At 24.1% G+C, this 21,982-nt stretch carries 15 protein-coding genes; 12 read left to right on the top strand and 3 right to left on the bottom strand.

Annotated features, from left to right (window positions below; translation table 4 throughout):
- Positions 1-18: 18 nt before the first annotated feature.
- The 12 genes from QMA87_RS01370 (at position 19) to QMA87_RS01315 (ending at position 15,995) form a co-directional block, all read left to right on the top strand.
- Entirely contained in the window at positions 19-1,236 is a 1,218-nt protein-coding gene (locus QMA87_RS01370) for a class I tRNA ligase family protein (RefSeq protein WP_283830495.1), read from the top strand.
- A complete protein-coding gene (gene rlmB, locus QMA87_RS01365; protein ID WP_283823767.1) occupies positions 1,236-1,919 on the top strand; it encodes a 23S rRNA (guanosine(2251)-2'-O)-methyltransferase RlmB in 684 nt (227 codons plus the stop codon). Before QMA87_RS01370 ends, rlmB begins: the two co-directional genes overlap by 1 nt.
- Entirely contained in the window at positions 1,903-2,478 is a 576-nt protein-coding gene (locus tag QMA87_RS01360) for a hypothetical protein (RefSeq protein WP_283823768.1), read from the top strand. The genes rlmB and QMA87_RS01360 overlap by 17 nt, the downstream gene beginning before the upstream one ends.
- A 59-nt stretch (positions 2,479-2,537) precedes the next feature.
- On the top strand, positions 2,538-2,687 hold the full coding sequence (rpmG, locus tag QMA87_RS01355) for a 50S ribosomal protein L33 (RefSeq protein ID WP_283823769.1): 150 nt from the start codon (positions 2,538-2,540) through the stop codon (positions 2,685-2,687).
- Position 2,688: 1 nt separating this feature from the next.
- Positions 2,689-3,222: a preprotein translocase subunit SecE gene (secE, locus tag QMA87_RS01350; protein ID WP_283833717.1), complete on the top strand. Its 534-nt coding sequence runs from the start codon at positions 2,689-2,691 to the stop codon at positions 3,220-3,222.
- A gap of 1 nt (position 3,223) precedes the next feature.
- On the top strand, positions 3,224-3,811 hold the full coding sequence (gene nusG / locus QMA87_RS01345; protein WP_283823771.1) for a transcription termination/antitermination protein NusG: 588 nt from the start codon (positions 3,224-3,226) through the stop codon (positions 3,809-3,811).
- A gap of 19 nt (positions 3,812-3,830) precedes the next feature.
- The gene (locus QMA87_RS01340; protein ID WP_283833716.1) at positions 3,831-5,021 is read left to right on the top strand and encodes a hypothetical protein; all 1,191 of its coding nucleotides are present in this window, start codon (positions 3,831-3,833) and stop codon (positions 5,019-5,021) included.
- 53 nt (positions 5,022-5,074) lie between these two features.
- The gene (locus QMA87_RS01335; RefSeq protein ID WP_283830498.1) at positions 5,075-6,157 is read left to right on the top strand and encodes a DnaJ C-terminal domain-containing protein; all 1,083 of its coding nucleotides are present in this window, start codon (positions 5,075-5,077) and stop codon (positions 6,155-6,157) included.
- 101 nt (positions 6,158-6,258) lie between these two features.
- On the top strand, positions 6,259-10,326 hold the full coding sequence (locus tag QMA87_RS01330) for a pullulanase-associated domain-containing protein (RefSeq protein ID WP_283833715.1): 4,068 nt from the start codon (positions 6,259-6,261) through the stop codon (positions 10,324-10,326).
- Between the two features lie 74 nt (positions 10,327-10,400).
- Positions 10,401-11,012: a tRNA (guanosine(46)-N7)-methyltransferase TrmB gene (gene trmB / locus QMA87_RS01325; RefSeq protein ID WP_283823775.1), complete on the top strand. Its 612-nt coding sequence runs from the start codon at positions 10,401-10,403 to the stop codon at positions 11,010-11,012.
- A gap of 20 nt (positions 11,013-11,032) precedes the next feature.
- A complete protein-coding gene (locus QMA87_RS01320) occupies positions 11,033-12,250 on the top strand; it encodes a hypothetical protein (protein ID WP_283823776.1) in 1,218 nt (405 codons plus the stop codon).
- 817 nt (positions 12,251-13,067) lie between these two features.
- Positions 13,068-15,995 carry an OppA family ABC transporter substrate-binding lipoprotein gene (locus QMA87_RS01315; RefSeq protein ID WP_283833714.1) on the top strand — a complete coding sequence of 976 codons (2,928 nt, stop codon included), beginning with the start codon at positions 13,068-13,070 and terminating at the stop codon, positions 15,993-15,995.
- A gap of 386 nt (positions 15,996-16,381) precedes the next feature.
- Here the strand turns inward: QMA87_RS01315 and QMA87_RS01310 are convergent, their stop codons facing one another.
- From QMA87_RS01310 to QMA87_RS01300, 3 genes are all read right to left on the bottom strand, one after another.
- Positions 16,382-17,509, bottom strand: a complete 1,128-nt coding sequence (locus tag QMA87_RS01310) for a hypothetical protein (protein ID WP_283833713.1) — start codon at positions 17,507-17,509, stop codon at positions 16,382-16,384.
- Positions 17,510-17,926: 417 nt separating this feature from the next.
- A complete protein-coding gene (locus QMA87_RS01305) occupies positions 17,927-20,491 on the bottom strand; it encodes a hypothetical protein (RefSeq protein ID WP_283833712.1) in 2,565 nt (854 codons plus the stop codon).
- Positions 20,492-20,502: 11 nt separating this feature from the next.
- Positions 20,503-21,982 (bottom strand): hypothetical protein (locus QMA87_RS01300; protein WP_283833711.1); only part of this gene is annotated, 1,480 nt, incomplete at its 5' end.

The raw sequence follows: 21,982 nt of genomic DNA, 5'->3' as shown, positions 1-21,982 counted from the left end.
TTTATATATAATTAAAATATGAAAAAAATATATGTATGTGGCCCTACCGTTTATTCCGATATTCATATCGGAAATTTAAGACCAATAATATCAATCGATTTTGTTCTTAAAGCTTATAGATACTTGAATATTGATTTTAATTTTATACATAATATAACTGATATTGATGACAAAATTATTAAAAAAGCCCAACAAGAAGGTAAAAGTGAGATGGAAATTTCTTCATTTTACTTTTCTAAATATCTTGAATTATTAAATTTGCTTAATATAGATACAATTACTAAAATTGAAAATGTCACACAAAATATGAATATTTTAATTCATTTTATTGAAAAATTAGTTCTTAATAATTCGGCCTATATAACAAAAAATGGTGTCATTTATGATGTTGAGAGTAATAAAGAATATGGAAAGCTATCTAATTTAAATATGAGCAACACAATAAGTAATGCGTTTGATGAAAACAAAAAAAACGAACAAGATTTTTACCTGTGAAAATTTACTACAACAGGCGTAAAATTTAATTCTCCTTGAGGTAGTGGTAGACCTGGATGACATACAGAATGCGTTGCAATAATTGATAAGAATTTTAAAGGTCAAACTATAGATATACATTCAGGTGGAATTGACCTAATTTTTCCACATCATGAGAATGAAAATGCTCAGTTTTATTCACTTTATAAAAAGCCATTAGCAGATATTTGAAAATATGTTGGAACCATTAAACATAATGGCATTAAAATGAGTAAATCGCTTGGCAATGTAATTTTAGCTAAAGATTTTATTACTAAGTATGGTAGTGATGTGCTGAGATTGTTAGTTCTTAATCATCGATTTAATTCTGAAGTTGACATTAATCAAGATACAATTTTAAATTTACAAAAAATATTAATAAAATATCGTAAAAATTATTTAAAGTCAATGTTAATAACCTCAAATGATATAAATGAAAACGCTGTTAAGGAAATTATGAAAGCACTTTATGATTTTGACTATCATAGAGCTATATTTTTTATTGAATTAATAATAAAAAATATTAATAAAAACGTTGAAGTTGATTTAAATTTAAATACACTCAAAAAAGTTTTTGAAGTATTTAAATTTAGCTTTATTGATGAATTTTCTTTAAATAATATTTTAGAAAAATATTACAACTGAAAAGAAGAATTGAAGAAAAAAAACTACAAAAAAGCGGATCTTTTACGAGAAAATTTATTAAAAGAAGGATGAATATAATGAATGAAAATTTATACATATCAGGTAAAAATTCTGTAATTGATGCAATTAAAAATAATTGACCAATTTCAGTAGTTTATATTGATAACATTTCAAAAAAAATTGAATGTGATGTTAAGTTTATACTTAAAAATAAATCTTTTTTTGAAAAGTATTCAAAAACAAATCATCAAGGATATATAGCTATAATTAAGAATATTTCTTATTATGATTTAAATAGTATTAAAAAAGATCAAGCACAAAATGTGCTTGTCCTTGATCATATTCAAGATGTAGGAAATTTTGGAGCAATAATCAGAAGTGCAAATGCTTTTGGATTTAATCATATCATTTTTCCTAAAGATCGCGCTGCCCAAATCACTTCAACAGTTTTAAAAACATCTTCTGGAGGGTTTTTAAATATTAAATTTATTAAAGTTAATTCAATTAGCTCAACATTATTAAAATTAAAGAATATGGGATATTGAATTTATGCCTCCGTTTTAAATTCTAAATCTGTAGATATAAAAAAAATAGAAATCAATTATCCTGGCGTATTAGTGATTGGCTCAGAAGCAACCGGATGTTCTAAATCAACAATCAATATGGCGGACATTTTAGTTCATATTAAAATGTATGGAAATATTCAATCTTTAAATGCATCAGTAGCAGCAGGAATTTTAATGAATGATTGAAGAAAATAGAATAACAATAGAAAAATTATCATCTTTTAGCAGAAAAAAGAAAATTAGTTTTATTTATAAATCACTAAAATTTGATCTTGAAAAATTATCAACTTATTGAATGAATCATTGAAATTCATTTCATCTTTTTACTATTAATGATGCAATATTTTATTCATTAACTAAAATTCCAATAATTTTAGAAAAGTACGATGTTATTAAGTATCCTGATTTTCATAAATATTTAATTAACCATTTATCTATACATATAAGATATTTTTTTAAGTCTAATTATAAGCCTATTTTAAAACAAACAAATATTTCAATATTTACAGGTGGAGAAATGGACGTGGTTGATCCCGTAGCATTTCAAAGTATTATTTACAAATTAAATAAAGAATATTTTTTATCAATTTTAAAAAAAGAGTATATAAAGTTGGCAGAAACAGAAAAGAAAATATTTATGCTCTTTTTAAGTGGTTATTCTTATAAAAAAGTAGTTAATATTTTAAATATCCCTCGTCGTCCAATAAGAAAAGTAATGTATATTTTAAGAGATATTGCAAATAAAATTAAGTAAAGATATTTATAAGTCTATTTATATAAAAAATAGATTTTTTAATATAATTTAAATACATTATGAAAAATATTAAAAAAGTTCCATTAGCTTGTGAAATGTGCGGTATTAGAAACTACACAGTTAATAACTCATTAATTAATAAAAGATTACTAATTAAAAAATATTGCATGAAATGTAAAGAGCATACATTACATAAAGAAGAGAAATAGCATGAATGAAAAAGAAAATAAAAAACTTAAAAAAGAACGAGAAAAAAAGCAGCTCCAAGAATTATCTTTAAAGTTTAAAGAGGATTTAGAAAATTTAAAATGCGAAAGAAAAAATAAACTTCAAGAACTTCAAATTCAGTATGAACAAAAAATAAAAGAGTATAAAAATTTTGAAGAAGAAGTTAGAAAAACTCAGAATAATTCTAAATCTTTTTCTAGAAAAAGTTTATATGAAGCAATTCATAATAAATGAATTTCATTAAAAAAGTGAAAAGAAGCAGAAACAAATTATATTAATGAGTGAGCTAAAGAAGAGTATGAGGAATTAAATAAAAAATATTATGGTAAATCTCTTGGAAATAAAAAGCTCTATATGAGAAAATTTATTAAAGAGTTAAAAATGGTTAGATGGCCAAATGGCAAAAAGATGAAAAAATCTATGATTATTGTTTTAGTATTTACATTAATATTTACATTAATTACTTTAGCAATTACAACAATAGTTAACATAATTATTACATCATTAGGAGGATAAAATGAGCGATTTAATTAATACAAAAAAATGATATATGATTTCTACTATGTCTGGCAAAGAAGATAAGGTATTTGAATCATTGCAAAACAGAATAGTTTCTGAGCAGCTTCAAGATGTAATTGAAGAAATTCATATTTTTAAGGAACCAAGAATAACAAAAAAAGAGCTTCTTAAAAAAGAAGCTGGAGAGCCGCATAAGGTAAAAATGGTTAATATGTATGTAGGCTATATCTTTATTAAAATGATTATGACTGATGAAGCTTGATTTATTATTCGTAATACACAATATGTTACTGGTTTAATTGGATCTTCAGGAAAAGGAGCCAAACCAACACCAGTTTCTTCAAGAGAAATGAAAAAAATGTTTAATAAAGAAAAACAAGCTCATGATGATTTTGAAAATGGAATTATTAAAACAGAATATATTCCAGGTGCATTTATTAGAATTATTAATGGCCCATTTTCAGGCACCGAGGTTAAAATTTTAAAAAGTGATGATGTTATTAAAAAAGTAATTGTTGAAATTGAAACATTTGGAAGATTAATTGAATATGAATTTGATTTTAAAGACATAGAGTTAATAGACTAGTGTCTTTTTTATTATTTTTATGAATGTTTTATTTATTTTTTTCTTAGTGCTAATTTTTAGTTTTGTAATTAGTTCTTTAATAGTCATTAAATTTAAAAAAAATTTATTAGCACAAGGAATTTGTTTTTTTAGTGCTGTAATAATTTCATTTTTAATTTCATTTTATTTTTTGGAATTCAAGTTAATTGATTCTTCATCAATACAATTATTTAGATTAATTAATTACATTTCATCAACGAATACTTTTATAATTTCTATATTTTTATTTTTAAGTTTTATTTATGTAATATTGGCAATAATTACTTCAACATTTTCAATGTTTAAAACAAGAGCAATTATAAGCAGTAAATGAATTAAAATACTTATAAATAACTTTATTTTTATCATAATTAGTATTATAACTTTATTATTTGTCTATTTACTTAGACCCAGAGCATTTGATTCTTTTTATATGCATGTTTCTTCGAATAATATATTTATTCAAAAAGCTAATTTTTCAAACAATATTTTATTAATTATCAATTATTTGACTAGTTTTTATAAATTAATTGAAATGTGACAAACATCTGTTTTTATTCTTTTTGCTTATCTTTTTTCTATTTTAATTGGCTATGTAATTTACAAACTTAATAATGAAAAAATTTATTCCCGCTTAAAAACAACTTCAATTAATATTACTCAATTTAATATAATATTTATATATTTTGCTGGATATCTTTCAATTATAGAGATATGTTTAAAATCATTTTTAGGATTTATTTGAAGAACATTTACATTGATTTTTGCTTTTATAATTATTTTATTATTTTTAAAATTAATTGCAGTAGTTTTTTATAAGAAATTTATAAAACTTAATAAAGAATTAAAGTTAAATACTGATGCTAAAAATATTGGAATAATACCAAAAATCACTTTATATAAAAATACAATTTTTATTATTTTAACAGTTGGATTTTTAATGTTATGTAATTGGGAAAATGAAGCAGCTATTTTTACAAGGTGATATATATACTTAACATTGATTATTTCATTAATATTAACTAGTGGAATATATCTTGAAAAAGAAATTGAATTAAGTTTAGTTAGATATGGAAATATTAATTCAGTAATTAATATTACTAATGGCCCTACGACAGCCTCATTTTCCTTTATATTTTCATTATTTGATAATTTAATTTCAAAATATTTAAAACAAATTTTTAAAACATAAATAAGGAAACAAATTTTAGCACTTAAATAATTAATATGCTAAAATTTAATATTATGAATAAAAAAGATTTTTATGAAATTTTAGGCGTTTCTAAAGATGCAAGTAAAGAAGAAATTAGAAAAGCTTACAGAAAACTAGCTAATCAGTATCACCCTGATAAAAATCCTTCAAAAGAAGCCGAAGATAAAATGAAAGAGATTAATGAAGCTTATGAAACATTAAGTGATGAAGAAAAAAGAAGAAATTATGATCAATTTGGCCATGAAGGCCCAGGTGCTCACGGATTTTCAGGATTCAATACAGCTGGATTTAGTTCAGGTTTTGGTGGTTTTTCTGATATTTTTGAATCTTTCTTTAATCATGGTGGATCACATCAAGAAGAACAGCGCTTTGGTCATGATTATAAAACGGAGATTTATATTTCATTTGTGGATTCAATTTTAGGCACAACTATTGAAAGAGATTTTAATGTTGAACAAGTATGTAATAAATGTAATAAAACCGGTTATGATCTTTCTTCCACAAAAGAAACATGTAAAGTATGTAAGGGTGCTGGACATGTTACAAAAATGTTTCAATCTATTTTTGGAAGAAGCAAAAAAACAGTTAAATGTGAAGAATGTGATGGGCAGGGATCAATATATTCTAAAAAATGTTCAATGTGTCATGGAAAAAAATACAATAATGTAAAGAAAACTGTCAAATTAAAAATCCCTGAAGGTATTAGGGATGGAAGCACTATGAAGATTAGCGGGTTAGGTCAATTTGGCGAAGATGGTAATGGTGATTTGTATATAGAAATTAATATTAAACCGCATCCATATTATAAAAGAGATGGAAATAATATTATAATGGACTTTCCTGTTTCAGTATTTTCATTAATAAATGAAGAAAATGTTGTCGTGCCAACACCACATGGAACAGTTACAATAAAGATGAAATCTTCATATAAAACTGATGATAGAATTACTATTAAAAATAAAGGTATTGCTTCAAAAAATGGTTCAATGGTTTTAATTTTAAAATTACAATTACCAACTCTCAATTCTAAAATTACAAAAAAATTAAGAGAAAGTATTGAAAGTTATGAAGATACCTTAAATTCAAAATTTGTAGATAAAGTAAATAAAGCTTAAAGTTTAATTAGCACGATTTTTGTGATCGTGTTTTTTCTTAAATTTACCACATAGATTTTTGATACTAATTACAAAAATACTAAATTCATATAATTATAAGTATGAAAAAAATAATAAATAAAAATAAAAAGTTCCTACTAAGCACAATAGCACTAACTTTTGTTGCAAATACAGCATTAACTTTAATAAGTTGCTCCACATTAAAGCAACAAGAATATGACAATGAATTAATGAAAATTAATACTAATGTTCAAGCAAAATTTAATTATAAAGGTAATAGAATGCCATTTGCTCTTTCAAATCAATATTCATTAGTTTGAAGAGAATTACTTTCTCAACAAACATACTCTCAAAATGGATTTAATGGAGCAATTTTAAAAGATAAATTAAAAAGTGGATATTTTTTACAAATTGACAGTATAGAAAAAAATGAAATTGCAGGTTCTGATAAATTAATTTTATATGTTAAATTAGTGTCTCCATATAAAGACATAACTTTTAAAAAAGTTAAAATAGAAGTAAGTAATCTTGAAAAAAATATTGATTTTTCATTAATTTTTAATAAAAAAATTAATATTAAATCATTATTTGAAGTTCAAGGCATTAATCAAGATTTTACAAAAAATATTAATATTAAAACATTAAGTAAATTATTATCGGGACAAGAAAGAAATATACTTTTTAAAAATGGTTTAACGCTCCCTAATAACTCTTGATATAAAATTAGTTCTATAGAAAATAATATAGGTAAAGACAAAACTTCACTTAATGCAAAAATTGATGTTTTTACATTTTCAAAAGCAGATGAATTTGATAATCCAATTTTAGATTCTAATTCATTTAAGCAAACAATAACTATAGAAATTGATGGTTTTAAAGCTAATTTAGATTCTGAATTACCAGCAAAAAAAGATTATATTTATTTTTGATTTAAACCAGATAATCCAAATGATTATAAAAACTGAGGTCTTCATATTTGGGGAGAAGGATATACTGGTGATGTTATTCAATGAACGGAACCGATTTTATTTGGTGATAAAGATGAAAATGGCAATGTTATTAATGTAGCAGGTTTTTATAGAGCCACTGTTAAAAATGCAGATATTTTAAAAGGCGTTAATTATATTATTCATAAAGGTGATTTAAAGAATAATACAGATGCTATGATTCCTAAAAATGAAGGAAATGAGTTTTGATTTACACAAGGTAATGTAAATCCAAATAGTGATAGACCCAAATATCTTATTTCAGAATTTTCAAGAGTAGCAAAAAATCAAATAGTACTTAAATTAGCGGGGAGTGAAAAGGAAAAAAATATTGATCCTACACTTTTAAAACTTTATGATTTATTTACAGATAATGAATATGAAAAAGAAAAATACACAGTAGAATATTTAAGGAAAAATGAAAATAGTAAGCATTTTCATATTTTAAAAGTAACTATTAAAGATAAAAATATTACTCTTGGAGATAAATTCTTTGCAAAATTTGGATCAAAAGGCAATTTAATTAATGTTGGCGAACATACATATTCAAGGCAACTTTTAAAAATGGAACAAAATGAATATGATGAAAATGAAAATTCTTGAGTACCAGATTTAGGTGCCACATTAAGTGATGATTTTAAAAATGTTAATATTAAATTATGAGCTCCAGTTTCAAAAACAGTTCATATTCAACTATATGATAAAAATAATAAAAATAATGCAGTTGGTAATGCCATTGAACTAAAAAGAGGAAACGACAAAAAAGAAAGTATTTTTGAAATAAATTTAAATAAAGAAAATACCAATTTAGAAAATTTTGATGGATACTTTTATGAGCTTATTCTTAATAAAGGAACTAAATTTGAAAAAATTGTTTTAGATCCTTATGCTAAATCAATGGCTAGCTTCTCTCCAGAAGATAACCATCCTGGAAAAGGCGCCTTTGTTAATTTTAATTCGCCTAGAGCTGGTGTTCTTTCTCCTTCAAAAGGTATTTTTTCAGGTAACATGGAAGGAAAACTGAATAAAATGATTGCAACAGAAATTCATGTTAGAGATTATACAATTACTCAAAATATACCAGATAAAGGAACATTTAAGGGATTTGCTAATTGAGATAAAGGTATTGAATATTTAAAAGAAATTGGATATACACATGTTCAATTTTTACCGCTTCAAAATTATTGAACTGTCAACGAAGAAGATAAAATGTTTGCTAAAGGTGAAGGAAAAGTTGAAAAAAATGAAATAAAAAATATAAAAAATCCTAATTACAATTGAGGCTATGACCCACATAATTACTTTTCAATTGAAGGATGACTTTCATCAAATCCAAAAGATCCATATTCAAGAATTTCAGAATTAAGAGCTTTAATAAAAAAACTACATGACAATAATATTGGCGTTATTGCCGATGTAGTTTATAACCATATGTACGATAATAAAATACTTGACGATATTGTTCCTAATTATTACTTCAGAAATCCAGGAGGTCCTCAACCAGTTGGCGCTCCTGCATTAGCTTCAGAAAATAAAATGACTAGAAAAATTATTGTTGAAAGTGCTAAATGATTGGTAGATCAATATGGTATTGATGGATTTAGATTTGATTTAATGGGGTTCATTGATAAAGAAACAATTAAATTAATTAAAGAAAAAGTAAAGACAAAAGAAGGACATGACATTATTCTTTACGGCGAATCTTGAGATTTTTCTGACTTACCTAAAGGTGAAAGACTTGTTAAGGGTGAAATTTCATCATTAGAAGCGGGGATTGCTAATGTTGGTTATTTCAACGATTCTACTAGAGATGGTATTAAAGGTGGAGCCGGGCATGGTGAAGCACTGAATCAAGGATTTATTCAAGGAAATTTTGAAGATGCACCTCGTGTAAGGGCCGGAATTATAGCTGGAATTAAAAATTTTCCTCAATCATCTACACAAACAAAAAAAGATTTTACAAATATTGATAATTCACCAAGTTACTCAAGATTTACTGATGAACCTAATGAGGCAATTCAATATTTAGCCATTCATGATGGATTTACATTATGAGATAAAATTAATCTTTCAGTAAAAAACATAAAAAATGCAACAGAAGAAGAAAAACTTCAATATAAAATTAGATTAATGAAACAAGCATTTGGCATTTTATTAACTTCTCAAGGCAGAATTGTCATACAAGGTGGTGATGAAATGGGAAGAAGTAAGCCCCTTTCATTAGGTGATGCTAATCCCGAAAGAGCTAATACTTCAGATAATCTTTCTTCTTTAAAACTATTTCCAGATATTAAAGATGTTATAGGAAATAGATATCATGAAAATTCTTATAAAGCATCTGATTTTGCCAACTCATTTAAATGAGATAGAATTAAAAAAGGATATGCTAATTCAGAATTTATAAAATTAAAAAATTATGTAAAAGATTTAATTAGAATAAGACAAGAAAATTATGAATTTAGATTTGAAACAGCTAAAGAAATTCAAGAGAATGTTAGATTTTTCGGCGAAGAAAAAATAAGTAATAAATTTGGACCATATAAAACATTAAGTGACTTAAATGGTGAATTTAAAATTAATTTTATTAATGCGCCTGAAAAATATCGTAATCAAAGATGATATTTAGCAGGAGAAGCAGCTAAAGATGGATTAAATAATAATATGCCAGCATATGTTGATATTGATTTTCAAGGCAAAGGTAGTGTAATTATAAAAGGTCAAGCATTTAAAAATCTTGAAAAAAATATTAATAGCAATTGAGGAACAAATGGGAATGAGTTTAACTTTAAATTGGTAAAAGAAGAAGGTAGTTGAGAAACTATTGATTCTGCATATGCAGGATTAGCAAATACTAAGTTACCAATTTCTTCCCTTTCTTCAGAAAAAAGTGCGACTGTTGATTTACTTATTGCTAATCAAAAAGTATATCCAGAAAATTATACAGCCGCAGCTGAAACAATTCAATTTCATATTAAAGCTCCAAATAATAAAAAATATTCAGAATTTATTGTTGTAACTAATCCAAAAGATACATGAGAAAAAATTGATATGAAATTAACAAATTGATTTGGAAAAAATAAATGAATAGTTCTTGCTAATGAGAATGGAATTCCAAGCTCAGAGATTAAAGCAGATAATTATGTTGCACCGCACTCAACATTAATTATTGCAAGAAAAAGATAATAAATAAAGAAGAAATATTCTTCTTTTTCTTTTATTTAGACATAAAAATTATTTCTTTTTTTATAATTAAAGCTATGAGATTAAGAAATGACCCCTATGCAATGGAAAAATTAAAAGAAAGCAAACTTCTAGTTGATACATTTCCTTTTAAATTAAAAACGAATGATGTTATAGAGCTTGGAGCTGGTAAGGGCGAAATGATTTGTGAGCTAGCAAAAAATAATCCTAATATAAGGTATATTGCAATTGAAAAGTATCCAACAGTTGCTAGTAAAATTGCTAAAAAAGCACTTGATTATAATTTGAATAATTTATTTATTATTTGTGAAGATATTGAAAAAATTAATGAGTTTTTAATTGGTAGTGTATCATTAATTTGAATAACATTTAGCGATCCATGACCAAAGAAAAGGCATTTCAAAAGAAGACTTACTTATAAAGATTTTTTAGAAAAATATAAAAAAATATTAAATGAAAACGGAATTATTAAATTTAAAACGGATAATGATTTTTTATTTCAATTTAGTATTGAATCACTTAATGAGTTTGGAGCTAACATAATTTTTAAAACAAGTGATTTACATAACAGCATCAAAAATAAAAATAATATAATGACAGGTTATGAACAAAAATGAAGTTCGGAAGGCAAAAACATTAATTATATAGAATTTAATTTCAATAAGTAATTAATAATGAAAGGTATAAAATGAATAAAAAATTAAAAATTGCATTAGCAACACCCGGAATTTTTTTAGGAACTATTGCTATTTCAGCCGGAATTATTGCTTATAATGAAGCAAAAAAAATTGAAGATGAAAAAGAAAATAAATCAAAACAAAACCCAACAGTTAACAATGAAAATGTTCCAAAAGCTGAAAATAAAGATAATAAACCTGAAGTTAAACAAGTTAATGCTTCTTTAACATTAGCAGTAAATTCAAATATATTAAGTGATATTGAAAGTTTACTTATACAACTTGAAAAAAGCTTTTCAATTCAAAAAAGCGATGATTTAGAAGAACTTATTAAAAAAGAAAAAAATGATAAGCTAAGAGATTATTATCAAAAAACCTTAAATTATTTAAGATTAAATGAAAAATCAAAAATGCTAGCTAAAGAAGCTAGAGATTCTTTTATTAAACTTCAACAAGTTAGTGAAACAGCACAACAATTAAGAACTAATTACATTAAAATTGTTAGAAAAATTGAGGATCTTGATGAACTAATTGACGATATAAAAAATGGCGTAGTAAAAAAAGAAATAAAATATGAAAATCTTTCAACAGTTATGGATAATGGTGATTATATTCATAAAAAAGATTTAGCAGTTGACATTATTGGTTCAGGTTTTAAAGCTTATACTTCTTATAATCCAATTGATCTTTCAAATGTAGAAGGAGCAAAAAATTTTAGAAAATTATCACAATTTGTTGATAAAAGTTTATTTGATGAAAATTACTTAGTAGAGTTTTCTTTGCCACAAAATATTCTTGAAATTTATGGCCCTAAATTAGCAAATTTAAAAGATGAAAATAAAATAGGCGTATTAAAATCTAAAACTTCATTGAAAGTTAATAAAATTTTTAAAAAATATATAAATGATAAACTTGATGAAGTTGTTGTTGAAGTGTTTACGCCCGAATTATTAGTTTCTTTTAATAATAAATATATTCCTATTAATGAATTGGAAAATATTAAAGGCGAAACAAAACCCGATTTTTACGAATTAGTTTATTCTGACGATTTTATTACTTCTGAAAATAAAGAATTAAAAGATAAAAAAGAAATTATTGCAAGTTATGTCAATGAACGCAAATGATTAGATTTTTTCGTTAAATTGCCTAAAAAAGATTTAGAAGAATTACAAAAAATTAATGAATTGCCTTATGGATTTAATTTTAGAATTAAAGTAATATTGGATTAAAAAAATTAAACATAAAGCAAATTAAATAAAAAACATTTAAACTATTATATAGTATGCTACAGTAATTTACTGTGGCATTTTTTTATTTTAGTTTTATATAGATTGTTTTTTAACTATCAATAATTATTTTTATTAATTTATCAAAATTGTCACTAAAACAACTATTTTTAAAATAAATTGATTTTTTTATGAATCAAATATTAAATTCTTAAAAGCTCAAATTAAAATATAAACATCATTTCATTTATAAGCACACTAATTGGAGGTATATCTTTATTAATAACATAATTTATTTAATAAATGTTTAACTAATTTAATATTAAATTAAATATATGTAAAAATTTAATTACCCAGTTTAAAACAGACTTAAACAAACATTTTTACTTATATTTTTCTTAAATTTTTGTAAATTACTTTTTTTAAAAAATTTGTAGCATTTTTTTAAAAAAAATTATTTTTTTTCTATATATTTAAATTTATGAGTGTTAAATTATTTAAAAAATCAAATAGAAATAATAATATTGTAATTTCTTTACATATTTTTATTTCTATCGTTTAATTTTTTATTTAGTATAAATTATTTATTTATAAAAACGATAGAGAAATAATCTTTATCGTTTTTGTTTTATTATATTTATTTGTGAACGATAAAGGAATAATCTTTATCGTTTTTGTTTTATATAAAGGAAAAATGATGAAAAGCGGAATTAAAGAAATTTATTACAATCGTTAACTTAAGTAAGCTTAAATAATTTTTTAAAGCTTGCAAAGTATACTAAACACTCAAAACAAGAAAATATAAAAGAAAGGAAAACATATGAAATTAAAAAAATTTTTTTTAATTGTTGCGACTAGCGCCCCATTATATTTAACAAGTATTTCAGCAAGCTGCTCTTTAAATGTTCTTGATAATATCAAAAATCAATCATTAGAGAGAAGACAAAAATTAATTACAAGATATAACTCAACAAAAAAAGATGATCCATTCACAAATAATGCTTCAGCTAGTTATGGTTCATATAAATCGGCTGATATAGGAGGTAACTTTTGAAGATACAAAAGAATGGGAGAAACAAAAGTTATTGACTATATTGTTGATGTTAAAGATAAAAATAAAAAAAGTTGAAAAGCAAGTTCTGAATTAATTTTAAGACCAACATTTGAATGATATAATCTCGAATTAATAAAAGAAATTATTATAACAAAATTAAATGGCGAACAAGTATTATATACAAACTCGAAACATGAAAAAATGCCAACTAAAGAAGAAATTCAAAAATGAGATAAAATGGCAAAAGAAGGAAAACATAAATTAGCTATTGAAGAGATAAAAAATTTATATAAATGAGATGGAAAAAGTGTCTCATTAAAACTAACTTCAAATGATCCACAATCAATTAACCATCCTGATTTTTTAAAAAATATGAAAGGTGCGTCAAAAATTTCTTTAATTCCTCGCGATGTTTATTATTCAGATTATTTAGGAAACAAAACAAAATATAAATTAAAAGCAGAAGATTTTTATTATTCTTGATTAAACACTCAGTTATTATCATTCCATTATAGAATGGAAAATGGCGGAATTTCTTTAGGTGAAGGCAAAGCGAAAGTTGATGCTATTGGTGAAAAAATAAAAATTGTTTTAAATGACCCAAACATTAAAATGTTTAGGCCGGATCAAATTTTTCCTAACGCTTATTTATTTGAACTTTTTAATATAAATTTGGAGTGAATGTCAAAAAAAGAAAAAACAATTGAAGCAATAAAAGGCTCTTCAATGCAAGAAGAAATGGCATTTACTTTACATGCTAAGAATAAAGAAATAGGTGGAGATTTTCATAACTTATTTTTTACATTTATTAATGATTCAACTTTTAGCCCCCTACCTTATGAATATATTCAAGATCAAAATGATAAAGATCATTATGATGGAAAACTTTCATTAAAGGAATTAATTCAAGATAAAGATTCTTTATCTTGAAAACTTGGATTTTACTGATATGGTAAATCATTAGAAAATGTTTTATATATTGGACCATATATTCCAAAAAAATATGATCAGTTTACGCAAAAGAAAATTTACTTTCAAAACCCTAACTTCTGAGATCAACAATGAGTTAAATCGCCTAATAACATCAAAATAATTCAAAACGAATACAAAACTTTTCCATTATCTCCAAGAGAATTTGCATCTGAACAATTAAATGCCTATAAGGTTGGATTAATAGATTTAATTTCTTTTGTAGATTTACCAGAATCAACAAGAGAAGAGCTAATTTCAGGTGTTCCTGGAATGCCAATAGTTTACTCAAAATCAGAAAACAAAAACAAAACTATTTTTAACTTAATAGAAACGCAGGCGCCAGACCCTTGATATTTATCAAACATTAAAGATATTAATGACAAAAGGCCTGAAATTCAAAATAAAATTTTAAGCGAAATTGATAAATTTTACTTTAATGATCAATACAGTAAAATTATGTACGGTTTAACAAGAAAAGAACTTTCTTTAAATAATAAAACAAATGTTTCGACTTTTTCCCATATATTAAAATATGCAAAATCATTTAGATCAATTTATATGAATAGTGTCAACATGTATGCACTTGTTGATTATATATCATTGGGACTGGATCAACCATTGCTTCCTGGAATGGCACCCGATTCTGTTTTTAAAAGTGATACATCATTAACTATAAGAGATAAACTAGAAGAACTTAACAGCACATTTGTATTTGATAAAAATGGAAAAAAGCATACTTTTGTAGATAGCAAAAATATAATCAATGCAGATTATTCATTTATGAATAAAGTAGGCTCATTAGAAAGATTAAGAAGCAAATATTATACAGAACTTCAGCAATTAATGAAAGAATTATTAGATGAAATTTATCAAAAAAATAACTGAAGTACAAAAGAAAAAGTATCTTGAAATCATGTTTATCGTTATTCAAACCCTGACGCAAAAATGAAAGAAATGATAAGAAACTTTGAAAAATTAGTTAATGGTCTTGATTCAAGATTAGATTTTAAAATTAGTGTTCCATCCGATTATTCTGAACTTAAAAACGCTATAATTTTGCATAAAGGAACAAAATCTTATGGCAGCTGGGGCTATGACTATGAAGGAATAGGACAATATTATGGCGCACTAAGCAGCTTTACAGCATCTCCATTAGTAATGTTGCTTTCATCAATTTTAATGGAAGAAAGCAAAGGGAACAATATTTATAAAACAGAACTTCCCCATTTATATAAATTAGCTAAAAAAATGGAATCACTTGTTAGGCATGAGCCGCAAAAAAATAGCAAAAACGCACATAAAATTTTATATTTACCTTATAAATTAAAATATATTTCAACGGCAACTAACTTTCAAGTACTGCACGAAAATATAGATTTTTCATTTACAAAATTAGTTAATGGAGAATTAAAGAAATTAGATGAAAAAGATCAACAAGATTTAATGCAAATTAATAAGTTAAAAGAATATGGAATTGAAAGTTTTAGAACACAATTAAATAAATTTTTTTTATATGTTCAAGAAGAATATTCAATAGAAGAACACATATCTTTAATACAGGAAATTAGTTCTATTTATGGATGAGATTTTGGGCAACAACTGCAAGTTTCAAAAGCATTTAATAAGTTTGTTAAAAACCCTAAATTTATTACTCCATCAGGTTCATCAAGTATAAGTTATAATCAAGACATTAAGTTGTTAGAACAAGAAGAAATTGTATAACAATTTAATATTTAATTAAAACAATATTAAATTTAAATACAAGTACATTTTAAGAACAAGACTAAAATTTAAATTTTTATAAAAAAATTTTCAATTTTAGTTTATCTTTTAATTATTTCTTATTTTTTGCCTTTTGTATCAGAATTCTTATTACAATAAAAATTAATAAAATTAGAAGCAATTTATAATACATATTTTTAAAAAATATTATTAAAACATATAAAAAGTTTGCTAAAAAACTCAAATAGTTATTTTAAATATTAATAATAAAAATATTAAGTTATTTATTTTTTAAATAAAAATTCAAATAATGACTTAAAAATAGCCATATTTGAGTTTTTTTTATTTTCAATTTGTAAAAGCAAAACAAATAGCAAAAGTTAAAATTATTTAGTTTTGTTTTTTTGGTCTCCTTTTTCTTTTAAAACATTGACAACAACTTTTTTTATTAATCTACCTAAATCAGCTGCTAAATCAATTACTTTTAAAGCAATTTGAGAATTTTTTTTATTTTGTGAATTAAATATTAAATCTTTAAGTGCTCAAATTAAATCTTGAACACCATTTTGATTTACAAGTGCACCAATAATTTGTGCTATATTTTTTCCTTCGCCAGTAGCTCATTTTGTATAACAATCTTGTGTGTTTGTATTTGAAACATTGTTGCCTAAACTACTATTACAATTACTATCCGAACTACCACCACTATTAACCAAAGTTTTATAAATTAAATAACCTAAAAAATTACGATTAAAAATAGCATTTTGTTCTTTATTAAAAATATCTTTTGCTGTTCACCCCTCTAATACTTCTTTATTAATAAAAACACTATTTTTAAATTTGTCTTTGCTATATATAGTATTAATACCAGTTATAGCTCTTAAAATTTCTTTATTCGCTCAAAATAAAGCTTTAATAGCATTGGCTTTACCAGTATCATCTTTTATCTTATCTCCAAATTTAATAAACTCACTTTTTTTATTTATGGCAACAATTAAATCAGCAATGCTATCAAAACTTTTTCAAAATGCTTCATCTGTTTGTTTGCCGGCCAACATTAAATATAAAATCCATTTAATAATTTTAATTGTGTGTTCCGCAATAATAATGTAATCATTTTCCTCTTTAATTTCTGCTGCAGCACTAACAGATTTTTCAACCAACGTAAAAATTACATCAATTATTTCACGTGCGTTTTGAATCGTTTCTCATTTACTTAATGCAAATCTTGGATATATAAAAGAAGAATTAATTGATGTTGTTGATACACCATCTTTAAATTTAATTTTATTTTTAAATCGAGAATCAGTATATCATCCTTCAAAAACAAGGGCAATTTCTTTTTCTTGTTCACTTCTCCTATCGAATAATTCGTTGTTTTCCTCATTAGGATATTGTCTTTTATATTTGCCCTTATATCAAGTAGGATCAATATCTTTAGGTAAATATTTTTCTTTTAATTTTCGTTGCGGCGTTAAATATAAATCAAAAATAGATAACTTTTGTTTATCCAATTGTTCAGTATTAATTGTTATTTTTTGTGTTTGCTGAAAATTAATAAGAATATATATTTTTTCATTTTCTTTTTCAACATAATTTTTTAATAATGTTTTAGGTTTATAGGCTTCATTACTATCTTTATAAAAATAAGAAATCGGATATTTACCAATAGATTCAAAATTAGTAAAGTCAATATTTATTTCGGGCGTGTAATATAAATTATTTTTTTCATCATTTTCAATTCATTGATAACCTAAAAAACATATAAAAAGTTTGCTAAAAAACTCAAATAGTTATTTTAAATATTAATAATAAAAATATTAAGTTATTTATTTTTTAAATAAAAATTCAAATAATGACTTAAAAATAGCCATATTTGAGTTTTTTTTATTTTCAATTTGTAAAAGCAAAACAAATAGCAAAAGTTAAAATTATTTAGTTTTGTTTTTTTGGTCTCCTTTTTCTTTTAAAACATTGACAACAACTTTTTTTATTAATCTACCTAAATCAGCTGCTAAATCAATTACTTTTAAAGCAATTTGAGAATTTTTTTTATTTTGTGAATTAAATATTAAATCTTTAAGTGCTCAAATTAAATCTTGAACACCATTTTGATTTACAAGTGCACCAATAATTTGTGCTATATTTTTTCCTTCGCCAGTAGCTCATTTTGTATAACAATCTTGTGTGTTTGTATTTGAAACATTGTTGCCTAAACTACTATTACAATTACTATCCGAACTACCACCACTATTAACCAAAGTTTTATAAATTAAATAACCTAAAAAATTACGATTAAAAATAGCATTTTGTTCTTTATTAAAAATATCTTTTGCTGTTCACCCCTCTAATACTTCTTTATTAATAAAAACACTATTTTTAAATTTGTCTTTGCTATATATAGTATTAATACCAGTTATAGCTCTTAAAATTTCTTTATTCGCTCAAAATAAAGCTTTAATAGCATTGGCTTTACCAGTATCATCTTTTATCTTATCTCCAAATTTAATAAACTCACTTTTTTTATTTATGGCAACAATTAAATCAGCAATGCTATCAAAACTTTTTCAAAATGCTTCATCTGTTTGTTTGCCGGCCAACATTAAATATAAAATCCATTTAATAATTTTAATTGTGTGTTCCGCAATAATAATGTAATCATTTTCCTCTTTAATTTCTGCTGCAGCACTAACAGATTTTTCAACCAACGTAAAAATTACATCAATTATTTCACGTGCGTTTTGAATCGTTTCTCATTTACTTAATGCAAATCTTGGATATATAAAAGAAGAATTAATTGATGTTGTTGATACACCATCTTTAAATTTAATTTTATTTTTAAATCGAGAATCAGTATATCATCCTTCAAAAACAAGGGCAATTTCTTTTTCTTGTTCACTTCTCCTATCGAATAATTCGTTGTTTTCCTCATTAGGATATTGTCTTTTATATTTGCCCTTATATCAAGTAGGATCAATATCTTTAGGTAAATATTTTTCTTTTAATTTTCGTTGCGGCGTTAAATATAAATCAAAAATAGATAACTTTTGTTTATCCAATTGTTCAGTATTAATTGTTATTTTTTGTGTTTGCTGAAAATTAATAAGAATATATATTTTTTCATTTTCTTTTTCAACATAATTTTTTAATAATGTTTTAGGTTTATAGGCTTCATTACTATCTTTATAAAAATAAGAAATCGGATATTTACCAATAGATTCAAAATTAGTAAAGTCAATATTTATTTCGGGCGTGTAATATAAATTATTTTTTTCATCATTTTCAATTCATTGATAACCTAAAAATTTATTATCGAAATTATCAAGATATATAAACACGGGTTTGTGTTTATAATGAATATTAATAGTATAATTATGCTCAAGTTCAAACTTATTAATTAATTTATTTTTTTCATCAAAAATAAAATCACAAATTTGCTGATTTTGATCAATGAATTGCAATTTATCAAGTTGATAAGATCATTTATCTTCGGGCTGTGGTAAATTGCTATGAATAAAATTTAAGATATCATTTTTATTTAACTCTTCTTTAATAATTAACTCTTGTTTTTGCAATTTTGCTTCTTCGAAAGAAGGAATATTAATAATTAGTGCGGCTCTTTTTTTAAAAACAGGATAAAACACTGTATTTTCGCTAAATTGACCATTAAAATTAGAAAGAAATGCATCAGGCTGTTTAGCATCTTGTTTTGTTGATCAACCAATAAAAATATGATTATCTAGTAAAGGAATCTCGCTAGGTGGCTTAATCTTATTAAGATAAGATTCTAATATTATTTCTTTATCAGGATATTTAAATTTTATAGGCACTTTCTTTTTATATAATAAAACACCACCACTTAATAATGAATTAGAACTTTTATCATTAGATTCACCAGTAATTTTTCTTGAATTATTAATTTGTAATTGATATAAAACATCATCAGGGCTTACTTGTTTTAAATTTATAGGTCTTGAACTTATTTTACTAACTGTAGCATATTTATTACTTACTTTTAAAAGTCCACTTTCTTTATCAGTTTTTTCATACCATTCAATTTGAGATATTTTTGCTAAATTAGCAAAAATTCTTTCTCAATCATCTCGGTCAATTTCTTTAAATTCAAAAAAGTTTTTAGCTATTTTAAGTAACGAAGTCTCTTTTCTATTGCTTAATTTATAATAAAAAGTGATTAAAAGTTGTTCATTATCATAATCTATTGTAGTTTCATGAAATCACAGATTAATATTTAATTTTTTAAAGTTACGATTATTAGTAATTTTTAAAGGAATAATACTATTTAAGTCTAAAAGTGCATCATAAATAGTGATTTCTTTAGTATTTAACTCAATATTATTTAAAATAAAGTTTTCTAATTTCTTTTTAGACATTAAATAAATCATTTTAGAACTAGCATTAGCGAGTGAAGAACAAGATATAATTGAAAAAGGCAAGGTTAAAATAGATGAAAATAATATTAATTTTATTTTTTTCATTTTTTCTCCCTTTATTTATTTTCTTTTTCTCAAAATTTATTTGCAACAATATCTTTAATAGCAATTGTTAATTGAACTGAAATTTGAACAATCTTAGTAGTTAAAAGCGTAGTATTTATTTCTTTTGCAACCGAATCAATTATAAGTTTAATTAATGTTTTAATAATTTCTAGAATGCCACTTTTTCCAACAAGTGCATTAGCAAATTTTTCCGCTTTGCTTTTTTCGCCATCTTTTTCAGATTGTACATTTTTACAACAACACATAAAAGCACATTTTAAGTATTTAGTTCTAAGTTCTGCATCTTCATCAGCTTTACCTAAAATATTTTCTACACTTCAATCTTCTAAATTATCCTTACTTTCTAAAAATGCTGTGCCCTTAAATTTATTTTTTGAATATTTTTGGTAAATACCAAAAATATTTTTAGATAAGTCTTTAGACAATCATAATAGTGCTTCATAAATTTCATTCTTACATGGTTTATCTTTTTCTTCGCATTGACAAGCACTACACAAATTTGAAATCTTATCTTTTGTTGTTGTAAAAATTAAATCATTAATATTTTGATAGCCGTCTCAAAATTTGGATAATTTCATTTTTCCTCCCAAAGCTAAAAAAATAATTCATTTAACAATATTAATTCCATGCTCAATTGGTTTAGAGTGCTTTTCAATCTCTGGTTTTACGCCTGCTACATTAGCAGCAGTAGCAAGAATAGTAAAAACTGCATCTAAAATGTGACGAATATCTCTAATCTTATCTCATTTACCAGAAACAAATTTTGGATATATCATTTTACCTAAAATAGGAAATGTTGATATACCATCTTTAAATTCGATTTTATATTTGTATTGAGGATCAGCATATCATCCATCAAAAACTATACCCTTTTCTTTCTCTTGTTCACTTCTTTTGTCAAGGGCTTCATTATTTTGAAATTCGCTATGGGTAAATATTCCTTTTCCTTCGCCTTTATATCAAGAAAAATCAACATCTTTAGGAACATATTTTTCTTGCAATCTTCCATCTAATCTTAAGAAAATTTTAGATGAAATGCTTTGGGCATAATCTTCTTCAAACTCTTTTGTTTCTATAGAAATTTGTTTGCCTAATCTAAATTTGGTAATTACATAAATATTATTATAATTATCAGCAACTGAATCGGGAATAGGCACTGAAGAAGAAAAGCTTGAATTATCTACTTCATATTTTAGCTTATTTGTCTCTATATAAAATCCTTCTGCCTCTTTATCGTTAATTGCTTTTAAATTGATATCGGGAGTAAGCATATTATTTTCATCATCTTTAAATCATTGCGAACCTAGTATATTACCTTCAGAATCTTTAAAAATAAATCTTGTCAAATGTTTAAAATCAATATTTAGTTTATAAACATGGCCAACTTTAAATTTAAATGTAACATTATCATATTCATCAAATGTTAAGTTGTATTTTTCATTATTTTCATCTGTATAAAAAATTTTGTCA

Source organism: Mycoplasma phocimorsus, assembly GCF_030077875.1.
Taxonomy (GTDB): Bacteria; Bacillota_I; Bacilli_A; order Mycoplasmatales; family Metamycoplasmataceae; genus Mycoplasma_H; species Mycoplasma_H phocimorsus.
This window is presented reverse-complemented; position numbering and strand designations above follow the sequence as displayed.